The organism is Anaeromyxobacter dehalogenans 2CP-1, from assembly GCF_000022145.1.
GTDB lineage: Bacteria > Myxococcota > Myxococcia > Myxococcales > Anaeromyxobacteraceae > Anaeromyxobacter > Anaeromyxobacter dehalogenans.
The window spans coordinates 4,831,870-4,851,987 of sequence record NC_011891.1; the positions used below are offsets into that span (position 1 = coordinate 4,831,870).

Annotated in this window: 20 protein-coding genes; 5 read left to right on the top strand and 15 right to left on the bottom strand. The window is 74.2% G+C overall.

What is annotated here, in order from left to right:
* Position 1: 1 nt before the first annotated feature.
* From gatA to A2CP1_RS21870, 4 genes are read right to left on the bottom strand one after another with little or no spacing between them, the layout of a single operon-like run.
* The gene (gene gatA / locus A2CP1_RS21855; RefSeq protein WP_015935354.1) at positions 2-1,480 is read right to left on the bottom strand and encodes an Asp-tRNA(Asn)/Glu-tRNA(Gln) amidotransferase subunit GatA; all 1,479 of its coding nucleotides are present in this window, start codon (positions 1,478-1,480) and stop codon (positions 2-4) included.
* Positions 1,477-1,770, bottom strand: coding sequence for an Asp-tRNA(Asn)/Glu-tRNA(Gln) amidotransferase subunit GatC (gatC, locus tag A2CP1_RS21860; protein ID WP_015935355.1), 294 nt, complete (start codon positions 1,768-1,770; stop codon positions 1,477-1,479). The genes gatA and gatC overlap by 4 nt, the downstream gene beginning before the upstream one ends.
* 7 nt (positions 1,771-1,777) lie before the next feature.
* On the bottom strand, positions 1,778-2,113 hold the full coding sequence (locus A2CP1_RS21865) for a TFIIB-type zinc ribbon-containing protein (RefSeq protein ID WP_012528276.1): 336 nt from the start codon (positions 2,111-2,113) through the stop codon (positions 1,778-1,780).
* A gap of 2 nt (positions 2,114-2,115) precedes the next feature.
* Positions 2,116-3,276, bottom strand: a complete 1,161-nt coding sequence (locus A2CP1_RS21870) for a tetratricopeptide repeat protein (protein WP_015935356.1) — start codon at positions 3,274-3,276, stop codon at positions 2,116-2,118.
* Between the two features lie 157 nt (positions 3,277-3,433).
* Between A2CP1_RS21870 and A2CP1_RS21875 the strand changes: the two genes are divergently transcribed.
* Together A2CP1_RS21875 and A2CP1_RS21880 are read left to right on the top strand one after the other, a co-directional pair.
* Positions 3,434-6,229 (top strand): DNA translocase FtsK, encoded by a 2,796-nt coding sequence (locus A2CP1_RS21875; protein ID WP_015935357.1) that lies wholly within the window; start codon positions 3,434-3,436, stop codon positions 6,227-6,229.
* 296 nt (positions 6,230-6,525) lie between these two features.
* Positions 6,526-7,146 carry a YiaD family glycine zipper/OmpA-like lipoprotein gene (locus tag A2CP1_RS21880; RefSeq protein WP_015935358.1) on the top strand — a complete coding sequence of 207 codons (621 nt, stop codon included), beginning with the start codon at positions 6,526-6,528 and terminating at the stop codon, positions 7,144-7,146.
* 385 nt (positions 7,147-7,531) lie between these two features.
* Here A2CP1_RS21880 and plsY read toward each other — a convergent pair whose 3' ends face one another.
* From plsY to A2CP1_RS21915, 7 genes are read right to left on the bottom strand one after another with little or no spacing between them, the layout of a single operon-like run.
* Positions 7,532-8,137, bottom strand: a complete 606-nt coding sequence (gene plsY / locus A2CP1_RS21885; protein ID WP_015935360.1) for a glycerol-3-phosphate 1-O-acyltransferase PlsY — start codon at positions 8,135-8,137, stop codon at positions 7,532-7,534.
* On the bottom strand, positions 8,134-8,535 hold the full coding sequence (locus A2CP1_RS21890) for a DUF2752 domain-containing protein (RefSeq protein ID WP_015935361.1): 402 nt from the start codon (positions 8,533-8,535) through the stop codon (positions 8,134-8,136). Before A2CP1_RS21890 ends, plsY begins: the two co-directional genes overlap by 4 nt.
* 7 nt (positions 8,536-8,542) lie before the next feature.
* The gene (locus tag A2CP1_RS21895) at positions 8,543-9,619 is read right to left on the bottom strand and encodes a YIP1 family protein (RefSeq protein WP_015935362.1); all 1,077 of its coding nucleotides are present in this window, start codon (positions 9,617-9,619) and stop codon (positions 8,543-8,545) included.
* 48 nt (positions 9,620-9,667) lie between these two features.
* On the bottom strand, positions 9,668-9,967 hold the full coding sequence (nuoK, locus tag A2CP1_RS21900) for an NADH-quinone oxidoreductase subunit NuoK (RefSeq protein WP_012528283.1): 300 nt from the start codon (positions 9,965-9,967) through the stop codon (positions 9,668-9,670).
* Positions 9,967-10,473 carry an NADH-quinone oxidoreductase subunit J family protein gene (locus A2CP1_RS21905; protein ID WP_015935363.1) on the bottom strand — a complete coding sequence of 169 codons (507 nt, stop codon included), beginning with the start codon at positions 10,471-10,473 and terminating at the stop codon, positions 9,967-9,969. The genes nuoK and A2CP1_RS21905 overlap by 1 nt, the downstream gene beginning before the upstream one ends.
* A 3-nt stretch (positions 10,474-10,476) precedes the next feature.
* Positions 10,477-11,802, bottom strand: a complete 1,326-nt coding sequence (nuoF, locus tag A2CP1_RS21910) for an NADH-quinone oxidoreductase subunit NuoF (protein WP_012528285.1) — start codon at positions 11,800-11,802, stop codon at positions 10,477-10,479.
* The gene (locus A2CP1_RS21915; protein WP_011423246.1) at positions 11,799-12,314 is read right to left on the bottom strand and encodes a complex I 24 kDa subunit family protein; all 516 of its coding nucleotides are present in this window, start codon (positions 12,312-12,314) and stop codon (positions 11,799-11,801) included. The genes nuoF and A2CP1_RS21915 overlap by 4 nt, the downstream gene beginning before the upstream one ends.
* Before the next feature lie 97 nt (positions 12,315-12,411).
* Between A2CP1_RS21915 and A2CP1_RS21920 the strand changes: the two genes are divergently transcribed.
* Entirely contained in the window at positions 12,412-13,158 is a 747-nt protein-coding gene (locus tag A2CP1_RS21920) for a TIGR02266 family protein (RefSeq protein WP_015935364.1), read from the top strand.
* A gap of 176 nt (positions 13,159-13,334) precedes the next feature.
* On the opposite strand, the gene A2CP1_RS21925 is transcribed toward A2CP1_RS21920, so the two are convergent.
* From A2CP1_RS21925 to A2CP1_RS21935, 3 genes are all read right to left on the bottom strand, one after another.
* Entirely contained in the window at positions 13,335-13,766 is a 432-nt protein-coding gene (locus A2CP1_RS21925; RefSeq protein ID WP_015935365.1) for a GNAT family N-acetyltransferase, read from the bottom strand.
* A 99-nt stretch (positions 13,767-13,865) separates the two neighbouring features.
* On the bottom strand, positions 13,866-14,153 hold the full coding sequence (locus A2CP1_RS21930) for an HU family DNA-binding protein (protein ID WP_011423249.1): 288 nt from the start codon (positions 14,151-14,153) through the stop codon (positions 13,866-13,868).
* Between the two features lie 186 nt (positions 14,154-14,339).
* Positions 14,340-15,458 (bottom strand): hypothetical protein, encoded by a 1,119-nt coding sequence (locus A2CP1_RS21935; RefSeq protein WP_015935366.1) that lies wholly within the window; start codon positions 15,456-15,458, stop codon positions 14,340-14,342.
* An 821-nt stretch (positions 15,459-16,279) separates the two neighbouring features.
* Here A2CP1_RS21935 and A2CP1_RS21940 point away from each other — a divergent pair.
* The gene (locus tag A2CP1_RS21940; RefSeq protein WP_015935367.1) at positions 16,280-17,080 is read left to right on the top strand and encodes a PilZ domain-containing protein; all 801 of its coding nucleotides are present in this window, start codon (positions 16,280-16,282) and stop codon (positions 17,078-17,080) included.
* A 184-nt stretch (positions 17,081-17,264) separates the two neighbouring features.
* On the opposite strand, the gene purF is transcribed toward A2CP1_RS21940, so the two are convergent.
* Positions 17,265-18,722 carry an amidophosphoribosyltransferase gene (purF, locus tag A2CP1_RS21945; RefSeq protein WP_015935368.1) on the bottom strand — a complete coding sequence of 486 codons (1,458 nt, stop codon included), beginning with the start codon at positions 18,720-18,722 and terminating at the stop codon, positions 17,265-17,267.
* Positions 18,723-18,755: 33 nt separating this feature from the next.
* Between purF and A2CP1_RS21950 the strand changes: the two genes are divergently transcribed.
* Positions 18,756-20,114 carry a neutral/alkaline non-lysosomal ceramidase N-terminal domain-containing protein gene (locus A2CP1_RS21950; protein WP_015935369.1) on the top strand — a complete coding sequence of 453 codons (1,359 nt, stop codon included), beginning with the start codon at positions 18,756-18,758 and terminating at the stop codon, positions 20,112-20,114.
* Positions 20,115-20,118 lie beyond the last annotated feature (4 nt).

Consider the following 20,118-nt stretch of genomic DNA (forward strand, 5'->3'; position numbering starts at 1 on the left):
CTCAGGGCTCCGGGGGCGCGGGCAGCGGCCCGAGCTCGCGCTCGAGCGCGCGCGCCGCGCGGAACAGGGTCGCCTCGTCGAACGGGCGCCCCACCAGCTGCAGCCCCACCGGCAGGCCGCTCGCAGCCTCCAGGCCGCACGGCACCGAGAGCCCGGGCAGCGCCGCCAGGTTGCAGGTGATGGTGAAGATGTCGGCCAGGTACATCCGGAGCGGGTCGCCGGTGCGCTCGCCCAGCTTGAACGCGACCGACGGGGTGACCGGGCCGGCGATGACGTCGCAGCCGCGGAACGCCTCGTCGAAGTCGCGGCGGATGAGCGTGCGGACCTTCTGCGCGCGCAGGTAGTAGGCGTCGTAGTAGCCGGAGCTGAGCGCGTACGTGCCGAGCATGATGCGGCGCTTGGGCTCGGCGCCCAGGCCGCGCTCGCGGCTCTCCGCGTACATCTCCTTCAGCCCCTTCGCGTCCGCGGCGCGCAGGCCGAAGCGCACGCCGTCGTAGCGGGCCAGGTTGGAGGAGGCCTCCGCCGGCGCGATGAGGTAGTAGGCGCCGATGCCGTACTTCGAGTGCGGCAAGGAGACGTCCACCAGCGTGGCGCCCAGGCGGCGGTAGGTGTCGAGCGCGGCGCGGACGGCGGCCTCGACGCCGGCGTCGAGCCCACCCGAGAGCCACTCGCGCGGCACGCCCACGCGCAGCCCGCGCGCGCCGTCCTCGAGCGGCGCGAGGTAGTCGTCCACCGGGCGGGTGGACGAGGTCATGTCGCGCGGGTCGTGGCCGGCGATGGTGCGCAGGACCAGCGCCGCGTCGCCCACCTCGCGGGCGAGCGGGCCCACCTGGTCGAGCGACGAGGCGAACGCCACCACGCCGTAGCGCGAGACGCGGCCGTAGGTCGGCTTCACCCCGACCACGCCGCAGAACGCGGCCGGCTCGCGGATGGAGCCGCCGGTGTCGGTGCCGAGCGAGGCGTGCACCTGCCCCGCCGCCACCGACGCGGCGCTGCCGCCGGAGCTGCCGCCCGGCGTGCGGGAGAGGTCCCACGGGTTGTGGCAGGGCTTGTACGCGCTGTTCTCGTTGGACGAGCCCATGGCGAACTCGTCCATGTTGAGCTTGCCGACGATCACCGCGCCGGCGGCCTCGAGCCGCTCCACCACGGTGGCGTCGTAGGGCGGCAGCCAGCCCTCGAGGATGCGCGAGCCCGCGGTGGTGGGGACGCCCTTCGTGACGAAGAGGTCCTTCACCGCCACCGGCACGCCGTCCAGCTCGGAGCGGCGCTCGCCGCGCGCGGCGCGGGCGTCGGCCGCCCTCGCGGCGGCGCGCGCGCGATCCGCGCTCACCGCCAGGAACGCGCCCAGCTTGCCGTCCGTCGCCTGGATGCGCGCCAGCGAGGCCTCGACCAGCTCGGAGGACGAGATCGCCTTCGCGGCGACGCCCGCCCCCGCCTCGCGCAGCCCGAGGCGGCAGAGCTCGTGCGCCGGCGTGCTCATTCGATGATCCTCGGCACCTTGAAGGCGGTGCCCTCGCGCGCCGGGGCGGCGGCGGTCGCCTCCTCCGGCGTCAGCGACGGGAGCACCGCGTCCTCGCGCCGCGCCGGCAGCTCGCCGGCGGCGAGCGCGTGGGTCATCGGCTCGACCGCCGTGACGTCGAGCTCCTCGAGCTGGCGGACGTGGTCGAGGATGGCCGAGAGCTGCCCGGCGAAGGTGCGCTCCTCCTCCTCGGACAGCCTCAGCCGCGCCAGCACGGCGATGCGCCGGACCTCCTCGAGCGACAGCGCCATCTGCCGCCTACGCCTTCGACTCCGGCTTGAACCAGTTCAGGATCGCGCTCATCACGCCGCGCGACTCCGGCTTCTCGAGGTGCTCGAGCTCGCCCTTGTCGAGGAAGATGCCGCTGCACGAGAAGCACACGTCCACGTCCACGCCGCGGAGCTTCATCTCCTGCATCTGCATGCCGCACTTCGGGCAGTGCATGAAGTGGAGGTCCTTCAGGCGCTTCCGCTCCGACTCCTCCGTCTCCTTCTTGAGCTGGAGCGCGAGCTTCCGCTTCTTCTCGGCGTCCTCGCGGACGAAGTACTCGTCCTCGGTGGTGGACGGCTTCCCCGGCGTTCCCTTGTCGGACATGGTCATCTCCTCAGTGCGTCGATGGCGTTCCGGGCGACCGCGGCCTCCTCGCCGTCGGGATGATGCGCGAGGTACCGCTCGTAGTACCTGATGGCTTCCGCGTCGTTCCCCTGCCACCGGTATGTCTCGGCGAGCCCGAGGGTGGCGTCCGGATTCTCCGGCTCCACCCGCAGCGCCGCCTGGAAGGCCGCCTCGGCGGAAGGGTAGCGGGCGAGATCGAGATAGCACAAACCCTGCCCGGTCAGGGCCGCCACGTTGTCGGGATCCGCGGCGAGCACGCCGCGGTAGAGCTCGAGCGCCCGCGCGATCTGGCCGCGGCTCCGCAGGCGGCCGGCCTGCGCGAGCGCGTCGGCGCCCGCGGGCGGCCTCGCGGCGGCGCCCGCCTGCTCCGGCGCGGCCGCGGGCGGCGCGGCGTCCGGCGAGGGCGCGGCGCCGGGCGCCTCCGCCGGCGCGGGCGCGGGAGCGCCGGTGGGCGGCGGTGCGCCCGGGGCGATGGCGCCGGTGGGCGAGGGCTCGCCGGGGGATCCGGCCGCGGGCGACGGCGAGGTGGGCGCGGCCTCGGGCGCGACCGCGGACGGCGGGGCCGGCTCTGCGCCGGGCTGCGGTCCGGGCGCGGCCGGCTCGGCCTCCGTCGGCGGCGAGGCGGCGTCGCCGCCGAACAGGTCCACCTGGGCGCGCATCCGGTCGAGGAGCACCTTCGCCCCGAGCCCGAGCCCGCCGGCGAGCACCAGCGCCAGGATCAGCTGCGGCGCCCGGCTCCGCCGCAGGCTGGTGGAGGGCGGGCTCCCCGGATCGAACGTGCCGGCGCCGAACGCGGCGGGCGGCTCGATGCGGGCCGCGGTGGGCGGGACGACCGGGCGCGGGACGTCCGGCGGCGCAGGAGGGGCCGCCGCGGGCGAGGCGGCGCGCGCGCCGGGTGTCGCGGGCGCGGCCGGGGGCGCCGGCGGGGCGGGGGCGGCGGGAGGTCCGGCCCGGGGCGGCGGCGCGAGCGGCCTCGCGCCGAGCGCGTGCTCCGGGCGGAGCGGGGTGGTGACGAACACCACCTTCCGTCTCACCTCGAAGAGGTACCCGCAGTTGGTGCACTGAAGGGCCACGCCGGCGGCCGTCACCTGCTCGTCCTCGAGCACGTAGGCCGCCCTGCAGCGCTCGCAGCGGATGTCCATCGGTCCCCGGAGAAAACCTCGCGCTTCCGCAGGATTCTACGCGAGCGCCCCCCGCCCCGCCGAAAAATTGACCCCCCGGTACCCCCCGATATCCTCCCGGAGGCAGGCCCTCGTCCGCGCGAGCGGCGTGTTCCACCCTCGAGGTCCCGTCGTCGCCATGGGCAAGCCCAAAGCCAATCGCCGTGTCTCCCCGAAGGAAAAGGGAAAGCGCGGCGACCCGCCCGCCGAGCGCGCGAAGGGCGGCGCCGCCCCGCGCACCGGCATGGCGCGCGACGTCGGCGCGGTGGTCCTGTTCGCCGCCGCGCTCGGCAGCGGCCTCTCGCTCGCGACCTACTCCTCGCTCGACGCGGCGCTGATCGCGCACGGCATCGCGCCCGCCAACCTGGTCGGCCCGGTCGGCCACCGGACCGCGTCCGCGCTGTACGGCGTGCTGGGCCTCTCGGCCCTGGTGCTCCCGTTCGGCCTGGGCGCCGCGGCCTGGCGCCTCTTCCGCGGCGCGCCCCCGCGCATCACGCTCGTGTCGGCCGGCGCGTACACCGTGCTCACGCTCTCGGTGGCGACGCTCGGGCACCTGGCGCTCGCCGGCAGCGTCTCGCTCCCGTTCCCGCCCGGCGGCGCGGTGGGCGCCGCGCTCGCGCGGCCGAGCGTCCACGCGTTCTCGCTGTGGGGCAGCGTCATCCTGGTGGGCGCCACCGCCACGGTGGCGGCCATCGTGGCCTGCGACCTGAAGGTGCAGACGGTGGGCGCCGCGCTCTGGCGCGCGCTCGCCGCCACCGCCGGCTTCCTCTCGCGCCGCCTCGCCACCGCGGTCGACGAGCACCGCGTCGCCGTCGCCGAGCTGCGCGCCGAGGAGGCCGCCGAGCGCGAGCGCCGGCTCGCGGCCGAGCAGCTCGCCGAGACGGCCGAGATCGAGGCGAACGGCGAGGAGGCGCACGAGGAGGCCCGCGCCGTGGCCGGCGCGCTCGCGCTCGAGCAGCTCCGCCGCGACACGTTCGAGGATCCGGCCTGGGTGGAGGGGCTCGCCCCCGCGCCCGAGCCGCGCGAGGAGGCCGAGGGCGCCGGAGAGGGCGAGCCGGCCGCCGAGGAGCCGCCGCGCCGCCGCCGCAAGGCGCGCGAGCCGGAGAAGGCGGTCGACGTGCGGGCCGAGCTCGAGGACCCCGCCGCGCTGCCGGTCCCGGCGCGCGCCGAGAAGCCGGAGATCGTGGTCTCGCAGGCGATGCTGGAGCGCGCCCGCAAGAAGGAGAAGAAGAAGGAGGCGCCCGCCTTCGCGTTCCAGAAGGCCGGCGACGTGTTCCAGCTCCCGGCCACCGACCTGCTCGACGTCCACGACGAGAAGGCGAAGGACCTCGACACGGCCGGCCTGACGCGCACGGCCGAGGTGATCGTCGCGACGCTCGCCCAGCACGGCGTGGACGGGACCATCAAGCACATCCGGCCCGGGCCGGTGGTGACGCTCTACGAGTTCTCCCCGGTCGCGGGCGTGAAGCTCGCGCGGATCGAGAACCTCGACAAGGAGCTCACCATGGCGCTCAGCGCCACCCGGATCCGCATCATCGCGCCGATCCCGGGCAAGGGCGTGGTGGGCATCGAGGTCCCGAACCGCGACCGCGCCACCGTGTGGCTGCGCGACATCCTCGAGTCGGAGTCGTTCGCCTCGGCGGGCGGCTTCCTGCCGCTCGGCCTCGGCAAGAACATCGAGGGCATCCCGTACTGCGTGGACCTGCAGCGGATGCCGCACCTGCTCATCGCCGGCACCACCGGCTCGGGCAAGTCGGTCGGCCTCAACACCATGATCCTGTCGATGCTCTTCCGCCAGACGCCGGCGGAGGTCCGCATGATCATGGTGGACCCGAAGATGACCGAGCTGTCCACCTACGAGGACATCCCGCACCTGCTGCTGCCGGTGGTCACCGACCCGCAGAAGGCGGCGCGCGCGCTGCAGTGGGCCGTGGACGAGATGGAGCGGCGCACGCAGATCCTCGCCGACACCGGCTCGAAGGACCTCAAGTCGTACAACGGCAAGGTGGAGAAGCTGCGCACCGAGGGCCGCACCTTCGAGGACCGCGACGAGGCCGCGCCGCCCCGCAAGCTGGTGGTGGTGGACGTGGCCGCGGGCGAGTCGGAGGACGAGGTCTCGGCTCGCGCCGCGAGCGACGCGGCCGCCGGCGGCGGGTGGCACCCGCTGCCCGGCGAGGCGGTGGCGGGCTCGCCCGAGTTCGAGGACCCCACCGCGCCGCCGCCCGCCGACCCGGTGGCCGCGCGCGACGAGAAGAAGCTGCCGCAGAAGCTGCCGTACATCGTGGTGGTGATCGACGAGCTGGCCGACCTCATGATGACCGCGCCGCGCGAGGTGGAGATCTCGCTCGCGCGCCTCGCGCAGAAGGCCCGCGCCACCGGCATCCACCTCATCGTCGCCACGCAGCGCCCGTCCACCGACGTGGTCACGGGCATGATCAAGAACAACTTCCCCGCGCGCATCACGTTCCGGCTCGCCTCGCGCCACGACTCGCAGACCATCATCAACGGCCCCGGCGCCGAGACGCTGCTCGGCGACGGCGACATGCTGGTGCTCACCGCCACCGCGCCGGTGACCCGCGTGCAGGGCGCGTTCGTCTCCGAGGAGGAGCTGCACCGGGTGGTCGGCTTCCTGAAGGAGCAGGGCAAGCCGGTCTACGACGAGTCGATCCTGAAGGCGCGCGAGGGCGCCGGCCCGGGCGGCTACGATCCCGACGAGGACGACCCGGTGTACGACCAGGCCATCGACCTCGTCTCGCGCATGGAGGAGGTCTCGGTCTCGAAGCTCCAGCGCGAGATGCGCCTCGGCTACAACAAGGCCGCGAAGATCATCGAGCGCATGGAGCGCGAGGGCATCGTCGGCCCGCCGAACGGCGTGAAGCCGCGCCAGGTGCTGATCCGCCCCGCCGGCGAGACCAGCGCGATCCCGAACGTCTGATCCCGCGCGCCCGCGGCGCATCGCCCGTCCGTTCTCGCGCGCACGCACCGGCGCACGTTCTCCTACATCGGTGCCGGTGGATTTCCCTTCCGCGATGCCCGGAGGGGAAGTCCCGGTGGTGGCGCGGTGTTCCCCTGCGGCGCGGCGATCCCGCGCGGGCGCCGGAGGTTGTCCGGCTCCCCGGGTCCGCGGTACACCCGCAGCGGGGGCGCGCGTCCGCGCTCCGCCGCCGGGCCCACGGCATCGAAGGCGCCGGGACCGGCGCGACACGACTTTCATCCGGAAGGAAGGACCGCATGAACAAGACCTCTCTTCGCCTCACCGCGGCCGTGACCGCGGTCCTGCTGTTCGCCGGTTGCCAGACGGCCGGCAAGCGCACCGCCATCGGCGCCGGCGCGGGCGGCCTCGCGGGCGCGGGCGTGGGCGCCCTCCTCGGCGGCAAGAAGGGCGCGCTCATCGGCGCCGGCGTCGGCGCGCTCGCCGGCGGCTCGGTGGGCCTGTACCTCGACAAGCAGCACAAGGAGCTGGAGAAGATCGCCGAGACCAAGCGGACCGAGAACGGCCTGCTGGTCGAGATGAAGGGCGACATCCTGTTCGACTCCGGCAGCTCCGCGCTGAAGCCGGAGGCGATCTCCAAGCTCGAGCAGATGGGCGACGTCCTCGCCAAGTACGGCGACGACCGGATCCGCATCGAGGGCTACACCGACGCGACCGGCTCGAAGTCGATGAACGAGGAGCTGTCGCTCCGCCGCGCCGACGCGGTGAAGCGCGTGCTCGTCGGCCGCGGCGTGCAGGAGAAGCAGATCACCGCGCTCGGCATGGGTCCGGTGCGGCCGGTGGCGGACAACGGCACGTCGGCGGGCCGCGCGCAGAACCGGCGCGTGGAGCTGCATATCGACGTGCCGAACGCGACTTGATCGTAACGAGGGCTGCGCCCTCGCCCCACGGAGCGCAGCTCCGTGGGGCCCCACTCCTGCTTCGCGGGGCCCGTGACCGCTCGCGCCCGCTTTCGCGGGCTCGCGAGCGGTCCCCGCGGGGAGGGGCGTTGCCCCTCCCCAGCTGCGCTGGGGCCCCTCCCTGATCGGAGACCCCATGAGCCCTTCGACCGGGCCCCGGTGGCGCGAGCTCGGCGCGGCGATCGTGCTCGCGGCGGCTTGCGCGGGGCTCGTGCGGATCTTCTTCTTCACGCACTGAGGGCGGTCGCACCGCGGCGCTCACCCTGAGCGTAGGCGGGCCGCAGGGCCGCCGGAGTCGAAGGGCCGGAGTCGAAGGGCCGGAGTCGAAGGGCCGGAGTCGAAGGCCCTAGACCTTCTTCTCCTCGCCGCGCACCAGCCTGCGGATGTTCTCGCGGTGGCGCACGAAGATGAGGAGCGCGATCGCGAGGCCGGCCCAGGACACCGGGTGGCGGGGGCCGTAGGTCGCGAAGCCGCCGGCGGCGCAGAGGGCGGTGCCGGTGAGCGAGCCCACCGACGAGATCCGCGTCAGGCCGTAGGCGACGGCGTAGCCGACGAGCCCGGCCAGCGCGGCCCAGGGGGCCAGCACCGCGAAGATGCCGAGGCCGGTCGCGACGCCCTTGCCGCCCTTGAAGCCGAGCCACACCGGGAACAGGTGGCCGACGAACGCGGCCACCGCCACGGCGGTCACCCAGAACTCGGCGTGCGGCGTGCCCCCGAGCACGCGGCGCGCCACGAGGATCGGCACGATGGCCTTGGCGGCGTCCAGAACGAGCACCAGCACGCCCATCTTCTTGCCGCCGGCGCGCGCAACGTTGGTCGCGCCGATGTTGCCGGAGCCGACCGTGCGCACGTCCACGCCCAGCACGAGGCGCCCCAGCACCACGCCGAACGGGATCGAGCCGGCCAGGTAGCCGGCCGCGACCAGCAGGGCGCCCAGGAGGTCGGGGCTCACGCGGCGCCTCCGCGGGCGACGAGCCACGCCCAGTTCGCGAGCAGCGCCACCACGCCGAGCGCGACGGCGGCGCGGGCGGCGCGGGGGGATGGGACCGGCAGCGGCCAGCCCGCGGCGGCGCGGACCAGGTCGGCCGCGGAGAGCAGCCAGATCCCGCCCGCCAGCGCGGCGCCGAGCGGGCTCGCGCCGAGCGCGGCGGCGAGGTCGCCGTGGGCGAGGTGCACGAACGCGTGGGTCATGCCGCAGGTGGCGCAGGGGATGCCGGCCAGGCCCTTCAGCGGGCAGGTGTACTGGAAGGAGAGCACCGGGACGAAGCGTGCCACGAGGAACGTGAGCGCGCCGACGAGCGCGAACACCTCCGCGTGCCCGAACCGCGCCGTGCGCCGCCAGCCGATCACGCCCGCCTCACAGGTCGATCGCCGGGCCGTGGCCGAGCTCGGAGAGCCCGCCGAGCGTGCCGCCCAGCAGCATGCCGAGCGGCCCGAGGCAGCAGCAGACGCACAGGAGCAGCGCCGGCGTCAGCACCGCCGCGGCGGCGCGGCCGGTGCCGCAGCGCTGGGCCTCGGAGAGGCCGATCACCACCGCCACCAGCCACCAGATCGGCGCGATCAGGCCGCCGCAGCCCGGCACCGCCAGGAGCGCGAACACGCCGAACGTGTAGCCGACGGTGGTGAGCGTGGCCGGGAAGCCGCGGTGGGCGCCGCCGAACAGGACCAGCAGCAGGTGGATCGCGCCGGCCGTGACGTAGAGCGCGACGAGCCCGAGCAGCGGCGCGAGCAGCACCTCGCCGAGCACGATGGCGCCGGTCCCGCGCTGCACGAAGCTGCGGAGGAGCTCGGCCTGGCCCGGCGGCATGCGGCCGGCGAGCTGCTCCATCACCGCCACCATCTGCTGCCCGGAGAGCCAGTTGAAGACCGACTGGACCGCGACGCCGAACGCGTACGAGATCACCGCGAACAGCACGGCGCTGCCGGGCTGGTCCACCCGCACGTGCCGGAAGAAGCGCGCCGGCTCGATCGCCGCGAGCTTCCAGGTCTCGAAGTACGAGGAGAGGAAGCCGCGCTGCGCCCGCTCGGCGAACGGGGCCGCCAGCACCGGGCCGGCGGGCACGGGCGGGGGAGGCGGCGGCGGACCCCAGCCACCCGGCGCGCCGGAGGGCGGCGGCGGACCCCACGGCGGCGGGGCGCCGTGGCCGCCGGGCGGGGGCGGAGGGGGCGGCGGCAGCTCGCCGCCGGACGGCGGAGGCGGCGGGGCGCCCCACACCGGGCCGCCCGGCTCCGAGGGGCCGGAGACGGGCGCGGGGGCGGGCGGCGAGGTGGGCTCGGCCTCGGGCGGCGCGGCCGGCGGGGGCGGCTCGACGGCGGCCGGCGGCGGCGCGTTCGGATCGGCGAGGAGCAGCTCCGCGCCGCAGTGCGGGCAGGTCTGCCGGCCGAAGCGGTCGGTGGTGAACGTCGCCTGGCAGCGGGCGCAGCGTGCGAGCATGGCGCGGAGCTTACCGCGTCCGCCCGTGCCCGCCCGCGGGAAAGCGCGCTACTCCGAGAGGACCCGGACCTCGTCCACGTTGATGGCGCCGCGGCTGCGGTAGATGGCGATGACCACCGCCAGGCCGACCGCCGCCTCGGCCGCCGCGACCGCGATCACGAAGAACGCGATGGCGTGACCGGCGAGGTCCCCGCTCCGGCGCGCGAACGCGAGGAACGTGAGGTTGGCCGCGTTCAGCATCAGCTCCACGCTCATCATCAGGATGAGCGCGTTGCGCTTGGTGAGCACGCCGAGCAGGCCGATGCCGAACAGGATCGCGGCGAGCCAGAGGTAGTACTCGACCGGCATTAGATCCGCTCCTTGGCCACGACCACCGCGCCCACGATCGCCACGAGCAGCAGGAGGCTGGTGACCTCGAACGGCAGCAGGAACTGGGTGTACAGCACCCGGCCGACCGCCTTCACGGTGCCGAAGTCGGCGGTGAGCGTGGCGAGCTCGCTGGTGCGCGCCTGCGCGATGGCCGAGGCGAGCACCGCCACCAGCAGCACCACGCCGAGCGCGCCGATGAGCTGCATGGCGCGCCGCGGCTCCTTGATCAGGTGCTCGTCGCCGAGCGACAGCAGCATGATCACGAACAGGAACAGCACCATCACCGCGCCCGCGTACACCAGGATCTGCATGAACGCGATGAGGTGCGCGACGAGGAGGACGTAGATCCCGGCCAGGAAGAAGAACGCGGCGACGAGGTTCATCGCGGCGTACACCGGGCTGCGGGACATGATCACGCCGATCGCGGTGGCGACCAGCGGGATGGCGAACACCCAGAAGGTGACCTGCTCTGCCGTGACGCTCATCGCCTAGTACCTCACCGCCCCGACGAGGGCATCGCGCGAGGACTGGTCGAGGCCCCAGCCGCTCTCGCCCATGGGGCAGCGGTGCGCCTCGACGTGCCGCAGGAACTCCGGCTTGAACTTCTTCAGGAACGACTGGACCGGCATGGCGGCCGCGTCGCCGAGCGCGCAGATGGTGTTCCCGGCGATGTTGCCGGCCACCTGCTCGAGCTTCTCCACGTCGGCCGCCGTCGCGTGCCCGTGCTCGATCTTCTCGAGGATGCCCTCCATCCACGAGGTGCCCTCGCGGCAGGGGGTGCACTGGCCGCAGCTCTCCTCGGCGTAGAACTTCGCGATGCGGGCCAGCGCGCGGACCAGGCACACCGACTCGTCGAACACGATCACGCCGCCCGAGCCGGACATCGACCCGGCCGCCTTCACCGCGTCGAACTCGAGCGAGATGTCGATCTCGTGCGCGGCGAGCACCGGCGCGGAGGAGCCGCCCGGGATGACCGCCTTCAGCTTGCGGCCGCCGACGATCCCGCCCGCGTCCTCCATGATCAGCTTCTTCAGGTTGTAGTGGACCGGCTTCTCGTAGACGCCGGGCCGGTTCACGTGGCCCGAGACGCCGAACAGGCGCGTGCCGCCCGACTTGCCCACGCCGAGCGCGGCGAACGCCGCGCCGCCGTTCGCGACGATCCAGGGGACGTTCGCGATCGTCTCGACGTTGTTGATGATGGTCGGCTTGCCCCACAGGCCCACCACCGCCGGGAACGGCGGCTTGAGGCGCGGGTAGCCCTTCTTGCCCTCGAGCGACTCGAGCAGCGCGGACTCCTCGCCGCAGATGTACGCGCCGGCGCCGCGGTGCACGTGGATGTCGAGCGGGAAGTCCTGCTTGCCGAGCAGGCGCGGACCGAGGATGCCGGCGTCGCGCGCCTCCTGGATGGCCTGCTCGAGGATGCGCGCCTGCTTCGCGAACTCGCCGCGGATGTAGACGTAGGCGAGGTGGATGTCGAGCGCGTAGCAGGTGAGCGCGATCCCCTCGATCAGCATGTGCGGATCGTGCTCGATGATGTAGCGGTCCTTGAACGTGCCGGGCTCGGACTCGTCCGCGTTCACGGTCAGGTACCGGGGGCGGACGTCCTTCGGCAGGAACGTCCACTTGAGGCCGGTCGCGAAGCCCGCGCCGCCGCGGCCGCGCAGGTTCGACTTCTTCACCTCGTCCACGATGGCGGCCGGGTCGGCGCCCATGGCCTTGTCGAGCGCGCCGTAGCCGCCGTCGGCCCGGTACGAGGCGAGCGAGGCGGAGTCCGGCTTGCCCCAGCGCTTCGAGAGGATGAGCGTCTCGCTCACTTGAGCCCTCCGACGATCTGGTCGACCTTCTGGATGGTGAGCCGCTCGTGCATCTCCTCGTCCACCAGCATGGCCGGGGCCGTGCCGCAGGAGCCGAGGCACTCCACCTCGCGCAGCGTGATGCGGCCGTCGCGGGTGCTCTGCCCGTTCGCGAGCTCGAGCTTCTTCTTCAGGTGCTCGAAGATGCGCTCGCCGCCGGTCAGGCAGCAGGAGACGTTGGTGCAGACCTCGACCACGTGCCGGGCCGGGGGCTCGGTGTGGAACATCACGTAGAAGGTCGCGACCTCTTCGGCCCGCGCCGGCGACGTCCCGAGCCGCTCCGCGGCCAGGCGCTGTACCGCCGGGGACAGGTAGCCGAAGATCTCCTGCCCCAGTCGGAGGGCGGGAATCATGGCGGCAGCCTTCCGATCGGGCGGGTACCGGTTCAGGATCCCCGCCAGCTCCCGGTCGAAATGCTCGACCTTCTCGCGGGGCAGTTCTTCGACCGCACCAACCGACGCAGGGTTCGTCATAAGGGTCCGGGAAGTCTGGGCGAAAACCGGGGCAGGCTAGTGAGGACATGTAAGATTGTCAAGGAGATCCGCAGCGATATACTCGACTGCTCAAGTCATGACCGAGGGACGGGAGCAGCGCCGCGACCCACGCGTTCCACTCGTCCTTAGGGTCGAGTATCCGGGCGTTCCGAGCGCCGTCCGCGACGCCACCGAGAACCTGTCCGCCGGGGGCCTGTTCATCCGGACCGAGCGGGAGCTCGACCCAGGCACGCGGATTCCCCTGCAGATCTCCTTCCCGGGGCTCCTCGCCCCCTTCGAGGTCGAGGTCGAGGTGGTCCGCCGCCGGCCGCCCGGCGAGGCGGGCCCCGCCGGCGTGGCGGTGCAGATCCCGCCGGACCGGGCCGCCGATCGGCAGAAGCTGGCCCAGCTCGCCGAGACGGCGCGGAGCGCGCGCGGCCGGACCCGGGGCGGCTACCGGGTCCTGGTGGTGGAGGACAACCCGCACGTCGTCGAGATGTACGAGTACGCGCTCCGCCGGCTGCGCAGCGGGAGCGACGCGCTCGACGTCTCGGTCGAGTTCGCCACCAACGGCCAGCAGGCGCTGGAGCGGCTCGCGGCGCCGCCGGCGGTGGACCTGGTGCTCACCGACCTGTTCATGCCGGTGATGGACGGCTTCGCGCTCATCGAGCGGATCCGCGCCGACCCGCGGCTCTCCGAGCTGCCGATCATGGTGATCAGCGCCGGCGCCGCCGACGCGCGCACGCGCGCCATCGACCTGGGCGTGGACGTGTACCTGCAGAAGCCGGTGCAGTTCGTGGACGTGATGAGCACGGTCCGCACGCTGCTGCACGTGCGCGGCTAGCGCTCATCCCGACCCTTCGACTCCGCCCGCTCATCCCGACCCTTCGACTCCGCCCGCTCATCCCGACCCTTCGACTCCGCCCGCTCATCCCGACCCTTCGACTCCGGCGTGCCTGCGGCACGCCTACGCTCAGGGTGAGCGCTGCGGCCGTCAGGCCGCGCGGAGTCGAGGGACGCTCACAGCCGCTTGCGCATCACCACGTGCTCGATCCCCGCCTCCAGGAACGGCGCGCCCTCCGGGACGTACCCGTGGCGGCGGTAGAACGCCTCCACGTAGCGCTGCGCGTGCAGCTCGATCTCGGCGAGCCCCTCGGCCCGCGCCTGCGCCTCGAGCGCCTGGAGCAGCAGCGCGCCCACGCCGTCGCGGCGGCGATCCCGGGCCACCGCCATGCGCCCCACCCGCCCCACCCCGCCCGCCTGCCGGACCAGCCGCCCGGTGCCGACGCAGCGGCCGCCGTCGAGCGCGACCACGTGGAACGCGGTCGCGTCCTCGGCGTCGTGCTCGAGCTCGATGGGCACGCCCTGCTCGGCCACGAACACCTCGTCGCGGAGCGCGAGGGCGAGCCGGCGCAGCGGCTCGGTGTCGGCGGGGACGACGGAGATCGGCATGGCGGGCTCCTCGGGCGCGTTCACGGACGGGCGATTCACCAAAAGGAAACGCCCGCCGGAAGGCTCCGGCGGGCGCGTTTGCATCGGTGTGCCGGAAGGCTACTTCTTGGCCTTCTTGTTGAAGATGTCCTTCAGCGCCTTGGCGGGCGTGAGCTTGATGGCGGTGCGGGCCGGGATCTTGATCTGCTCGCCCGTGGCCGGGTTGCGGCCGATGCGGGCCTTGCGGTCCACGAGCTTCACCGCGCCGAGCCCGCCGAGCGGGATCTTCCCCTCGGCCTTCAGCCGCTTCGTCACCACCTCCTCGACCGCCTCGAACACCGCGCGCACCTGCGCCTTCGAGACCTGCGAGCCCTCGGCCACCGCCTGGAAGAACTGAGCCTGCGTCATGTAGGGGATCCCTCCGTTCGCACCGCCGCAAGGTTTTCGAGGCGGCGAATGGCTTCGGAGATATCGCTTCCGGATCCACACGTCAACTTCATCGCGGCGCGGATCGCCTGGAAAATGGGCCGATCGTGACGATCCGGACCCCGCCGACCCCCGCCCGGAAGGCGGCCGGGAGGGGAGCACCGGGAGTCATGTGAGGGCGGCCACGATCTCGAAGACGATGAGCAGGATGATGGCGAGCTCCAGGAGCTCCGACCGGCTGGTGTCGGCGGCGTCGCCGATGAGGTCGTTCACCTCCGCCAGGAGCCGCTGCTTGCGAAGGACCGACTCCTGCCACGCCGGCAGCCGGAAGCGCCGGACCGCCGACTGGTACAGGCGGGCCAGGTAGAAGTCCCCCACGATTTTCACCGCGTTTTCGAGCCTTTCGATCATCTCCGAGAGCTCGAGCAGCAGCGCGGCGGTGCGCCGCTGGAGCTTGCGGTAGCGGCGCGTGAACACGTTCGCGACCGGGCTGCCCCCCGCCTCGATCTCGTCGTAGATGCGGTGCAGCTCGGTGTCGAGGAGCGCGTCGTAGTAGCGCAGCTCGAGCAGGTGGGCGGTCGCGAACTCGAGCAGGTCGGGGATGTCCTCGACCCCCGAAGGCTCGGAGACGAACGCGCTGTTCCAGTGCACCACCGCCAGGTCGTCCTGCAGGTAGGAGAACCGGTGGGACAGGACCTCCTGCCGCTCGGCCGCCGAGAGCGGCACGGCGCTGGTCTCGCCGAGCAGCAGCTCGGGCACGTGCCCCCCCGAGAGGAGGTCGCTGGCGGAGATCGGCCCCTCCTCGAAGCGGCGCACCAGGAACACCTGGTAGCTCTCCAGCCCCTCCCACGCGTGCGGGCGCTCCAGCGACGACCCGAGCGCGCGCGCCACCGCCTCCGCCTCGCGCCGCGCCGCCGTGTCGAGCGCGGGCGAGGGCTCCACGAACAGCCCCTCGGCGAGCGGCACCAGCGCGCCCAGGCTCGTGCCGGGCGCGATGGGGAGCCGGTAGCGGATCGAGACCACCCCGTAGTCGAACACGTGCGCGCTCGCCTCGGCCGGCCGCGTCCCCTCGGGCAAGGGGAGGTCGCGCGCCCCGAGCGCGAGCTGGAGCGGCGGCCGCGGGAACTCGAGCGCGGAGGCGGACTGGGCGCCCTCCAGGCGGAGGCGGCCCGCCGGCGCCGACGCGGCGCGCTCGGCCGCCACGAGGTCCACCGCGTCCGCCACGTCGAACAGCCGGTAGACCAGCACCTCGCCGTCCGCCACCCGGGGCCCGTCCAGCGTGCGCATGCGTGGACTGTAGACGCCCGGCCGCGATTCGGGAACGCCGGCGAGCGGGGCCTGCGTCAGCGAGGCTGCGTCAGCGGGGCCGCCTCCAGCGGGCCCTGTCCTGGAGGCGGGCCGCCAGGTCGGCGGTTCCGGGCGCTCGCGGCGGCCTGACGTGGATGGGAGGCGTGACGGCGGAGCGTTTTCGCCCAGAAGCTCGAAGCCGCCAGTACGGACCCCCGTCCGCAGCGCATACGCCCTCGCCCGCGACCGCGACTGTCAGCGCAGGCGCAGCCCACGACGACGCCCTCTCGCGCGCGTATCCAGCCGGCGTGCGCGGCGAGCGTGTCTGAGGCCGCGCGTCGCGCCAGCGATAGCCGAGCCCGGCCGGTGTGGTCGCGTCGCGAGGCACACGATGGCGTCGCCGAGCCGGGCACACGAGGACCGAGCAGCGCAGGCGTGCCCGTAGGCACGTCGAGCAGCGCAGGGACGAGTCTGCCCGGCGCAGGCAGCCAGCGTGCGCCGCAGCAGCGATCCAGGCCGGCCGGTCTCGGCGCAGCGCGGCCGAGTTCGCGAGCGCGCCCAGGTGCATCGGACGCGATCCGCGCGCGTCCTACGACCGTAGCCCCGCGCCGAGCATTCCTTCTCCACGTCGCGGGAGCGGGCGAGGGCGGGAGCGCCCACGAGGACCCGCACCCACGGCCCCCCCGGCTTCGAGTCGCGCCGCTTCGAGAGGCTCGGGGTGGGCAACCACGCGTACCCCGTCCCAATGGCCAGGGCCCCGTCATGACCGTTGCGGCCTGGCGGGGTTCGTCGTTGATGGTGCGCGCCCCCTCCGGACACCCGTGAACCTCGACGCCGTCATCCACAACCCGCGCGCCACGCCGCGCGTCCCCGCGCGCTGCGAGGTGCGGGTGCGCCAGCGGCTCTGGCGCTGGTCGGCCGAGACCGCCGACCTCGGGCCGGGCGGGTGCCAGCTCGTGTCGGGACGGCCCGTGCCGCCGGGGCGCTCGCTCCGCGTGACGCTCGCGTTCCCGGCGCTCCGCTGCGAGGTGCGCACCGCCGCGCGGGTGGTGTGGTCCCGGCCCAGCGCGCCGGGACGCCTCGGCCTCGTCTTCGAGGGCGCGCCCTCGCACCGCGCCTGGTTCCAGGCGCTGGCCATCGCCGACCCGGCCGTCTCGGCCGCGGCCCGGCGCACGCCGGACCGGCTCCCGCTCGAGGCGCGCGTGTTCCTCGGCGACCCGCCGCCGGCGATGGGCTTCACGCCGGACGAGCTGGCGCTGCTGCGGCGGGTGGGCTCCGGGGTGGCGGTGCGCGGCCTGCTCGCGTCGCTGGGCGGCACGCCGTCGGAGCGGATCGTCGGGGCGCTGTTCGGCCTGGTGACGCGGGGGCTCCTCGTGCTCGAGGCGGCCGCGTCCCCCGGCCCGGAGCGCTGGCGCGCCGCGCTCGCCGCGGCCGAGGCGGCCGCCGGGGTGCCCGCGCTGGCGCGCCCGTCGGCGGCGCAGCGGCTCTACGAGGAGGGGATGGAGCACCTCGCGGCGGGCCGGACCGCGCTCGCGCTCCGCCGCTTCGAGGAGGCGCGCGCGCACGCGCCCGCCGACCGCGAGATCGCGGCCATGGCGGCGCGGCTCGCGCGCTGGCGCTGATGGCGCCTCCCGTTCGCGGGGGGCCCGTCGCGAGGCACACGATGGCCTCGCCGAGCCGGGCACACGAGGACCGAGCCGCGCAGGCGTGCCCGTCGGCACGTCGAGCAGCGCAGGGACGAGTCTGCCCGGCGCAGGCAGCCAGCGTGCGCCGCAGCAGGGCTCCGCGCGAATGGGCGGCGCCGTGCTACTGGCCGACCAGCCGGAGCGGCGGCGGCGCGGTGCGCTTCGGGAACTGGATCAGGTACTCGCCGGTGAAGCAGGCGTCGCAGAACCCGGACCGCTCCGCGCCCATCGACGCGTACATGCCGTCGAGCGAGAGGTAGCCGAGCGTGTCGGCGGTGACGTAGGTCGCGATCTCCTCGACGGAGTGCGTGCTCGCGACCAGCTCCTGCCGCGACGGCGTGTCGATGCCGTAGTAGCAGGGCCAGGCGGTGGGGGGCGAGCTGATGCGCAGGTGCACCTCGCGCGCGCCCGCGGACCGCAGCATCTTGACGATCTTCCGGCTGGTGGTGCCGCGCACCACCGAGTCGTCCACCACCACCACGCGCTTGCCGCTCAGCACGTCCTTCAGGGCGTTCAGCTTCAGCTTCACGCCGAAGTGGCGGATGGACTGCTGCGGCTCGATGAACGTCCGGCCCACGTAGTGCGACCGGACCAGGCCCATCGCGAACGGGATGCCGCTCTCCTCGGCGTAGCCGATGGCGGCGGGCACCCCGGAGTCCGGGACCGGGATGACGAGGTCGGCGTTGACGGCGTGCTCGCGCGCGAGCTGGCGGCCGAAGCCGTGGCGGACCGCGTACACCGACCTGCCGAACAGCACCGTGTCCGGCCGCGCGAAGTAGATGTGCTCGAAGACGCAGCGCCCGAGCCGCGCCTGCGGGCGCTGGTCCGGGAAGAGCCGCTCGCTGCGCAGCCCGCTCCCGTCCACGATCACGAGCTCGCCCGGCTCGACCTCGCGCACGTACTCGGCCTCGATGAGGTCGAGCGCGGTGGTCTCGCTCGCGAGCACCCAGCTCCCCTTCAGCCGCCCGAGCACGAGCGGGCGGAAGCCCATCGGGTCCCGCGCGCCTACCATCACCTTGGGGGTGAGGAACAGGATCGAGTACGCGCCCGAGACCCGCCCCAGCGCCTGCCGGACCGCGCCGACGAGCTGCTCGGCCGAGCCGGGCGCGCCGGAGGCCCGGGCGCGCGCGATGAGGTGGACGATCACCTCGGAGTCGGTGGACGCGGTGAAGATCGAGCCCTGCGCCTCCAGCTCGGCGCGCAGCGCCTCGGCGTTCACCAGGTTGCCGTTGTGCGCGAGCGCCACCGGGCCGCCGGCGTACTGGACCGCGAGCGGCTGGGCGTTCTTGAGGTGGGAGGCGCCGGTGGTCGAGTAGCGGACGTGGCCGATGGCGGCCCCGCCTTTGAGGGTGGAGAGGACGTCCGCGTCGAAGATGTCCGCGACCAGGCCCATGTCGCGGTGCGTGTGGAGGGTCTCGCCGTCGCTCGAGACGATCCCGGCGGATTCCTGCCCGCGGTGCTGCAGCGCGTGCAGGCCGAGGTAGGTGAAGTTGGCGGCCTCTTCGGACTGGCCGACCGCCCAGATCCCGAAGACGCCGCACTCGTCCTTCATCTTGTCGTAGACGGCGTCGTACCCCATGAGGCGCGGGAGTATAACGATCCGCGCTTGAAAATGCCTCCCGCCAGACGACTCCTCCTCGCGGCCGCGTTCCTGCTTGGAATTCCCGCCGCGATCCTCGCGATCGCCTCCCTGCCGTGGCACGGCGATCGGCCCGCCGAGGCGGCCCGGGTCACGGCCGCGCGGCGCTGCCAGGGGCCGCTGTCGGCCGGCGCCGCCGCGACGACGTTCGACCTGCCGCCGGGCGTTCCCATCGGCGGCTTCGCCCGGCTGCGCTACCGCAGCGAGGGGGTCCGCGACCCGGTGGGCGCACGCGCGCTCGTCCTGTCGGTCGGCGATTGCCGGTACGCGCTCGCCTCGGCGGAGATCCTGCTCGTGCCCGAGTCGCTGGAGGTGGCGGTGCGCGCCCGGCTGGGCGACGTCCCGCTCGACGGGCTGCTCGTCGGCGCCACGCACACGCACTCCGGCCCCGGCGGCTACTGGGATCACGTGTTCGGCGAGCACATCGCCACCGGCCCGTTCGATCCGGCGCTCCGCGATCGCATCGCCGGCGGCATCGCGCAGGCGATCCGCGCGGCGGCGGCGGCGTCGGGCCCGGCGCGGCTCTCGGTGGGCGAGGGGCGCGCCGAGACGCTCGCCTACAACCGGACCGAGGGGCCGGTCGAGGCCCGGCTCACCGTGGTGCGGATCGACCGGCCGGACGGCGCGCCCGTCTCCGAGCTGGCGATCTTCGCCGCGCACCCCACCACGCTCGGACGCGCGAACCTCCTCATCTCGGGCGACTGGCCGGGCCGCTACCTCGCCGCCACCGGCCACGGGGTGCGCCTCTTCTTCCAGGGCGCGCTCGGCGATCAGGCGGCGACGCCGGTGAACGGCCCGGAGGGCACGCCCACCGATCGCTACGGCGACGCGTTCGCGCGCGCGGTGGACGGGCTCGCCTACTCCGCGCCGGATCCCGCCCCCGCGGTCGCCTTCGCCACCGCGGACGTCCCGCTGCCGGCGCCGGATCCCGGGGCCGTGCCGCCGCTGCTGCGCCGCGCCGCGAGCAACGCGTCCTGGGAAACCATGCCGGCGCGCGCCGAGGTGGAGGCGCTGCGGCTCGGGGGGCTCGTGCTGGTGGCCGTGCCCGGCGAGCCGGTATCGGAGATCGGCGAGGGCTGGCGCCGCGCCGCCGGGCCGGGCGCGCAGATCGTCTCGCTCGTGAACGGCTACGTCGGGTACGTGGAGACGCCGCGGATGATCGCCGCGGACCGCGGGGAGACCCCGCGGACCTACTACGGCCCGTCGCTCGCGGCCCGGCTCGAGCCGGCGGTGGCGGCCGCGGCGGCGGCGGTGCGGGCGGAGCCGCCGGCGCACCCGCCCGATGGGGCGGCGGGCCGCGGGCGCACGCCGGCCGCGGCGGGCCGGCGCTGAGGAC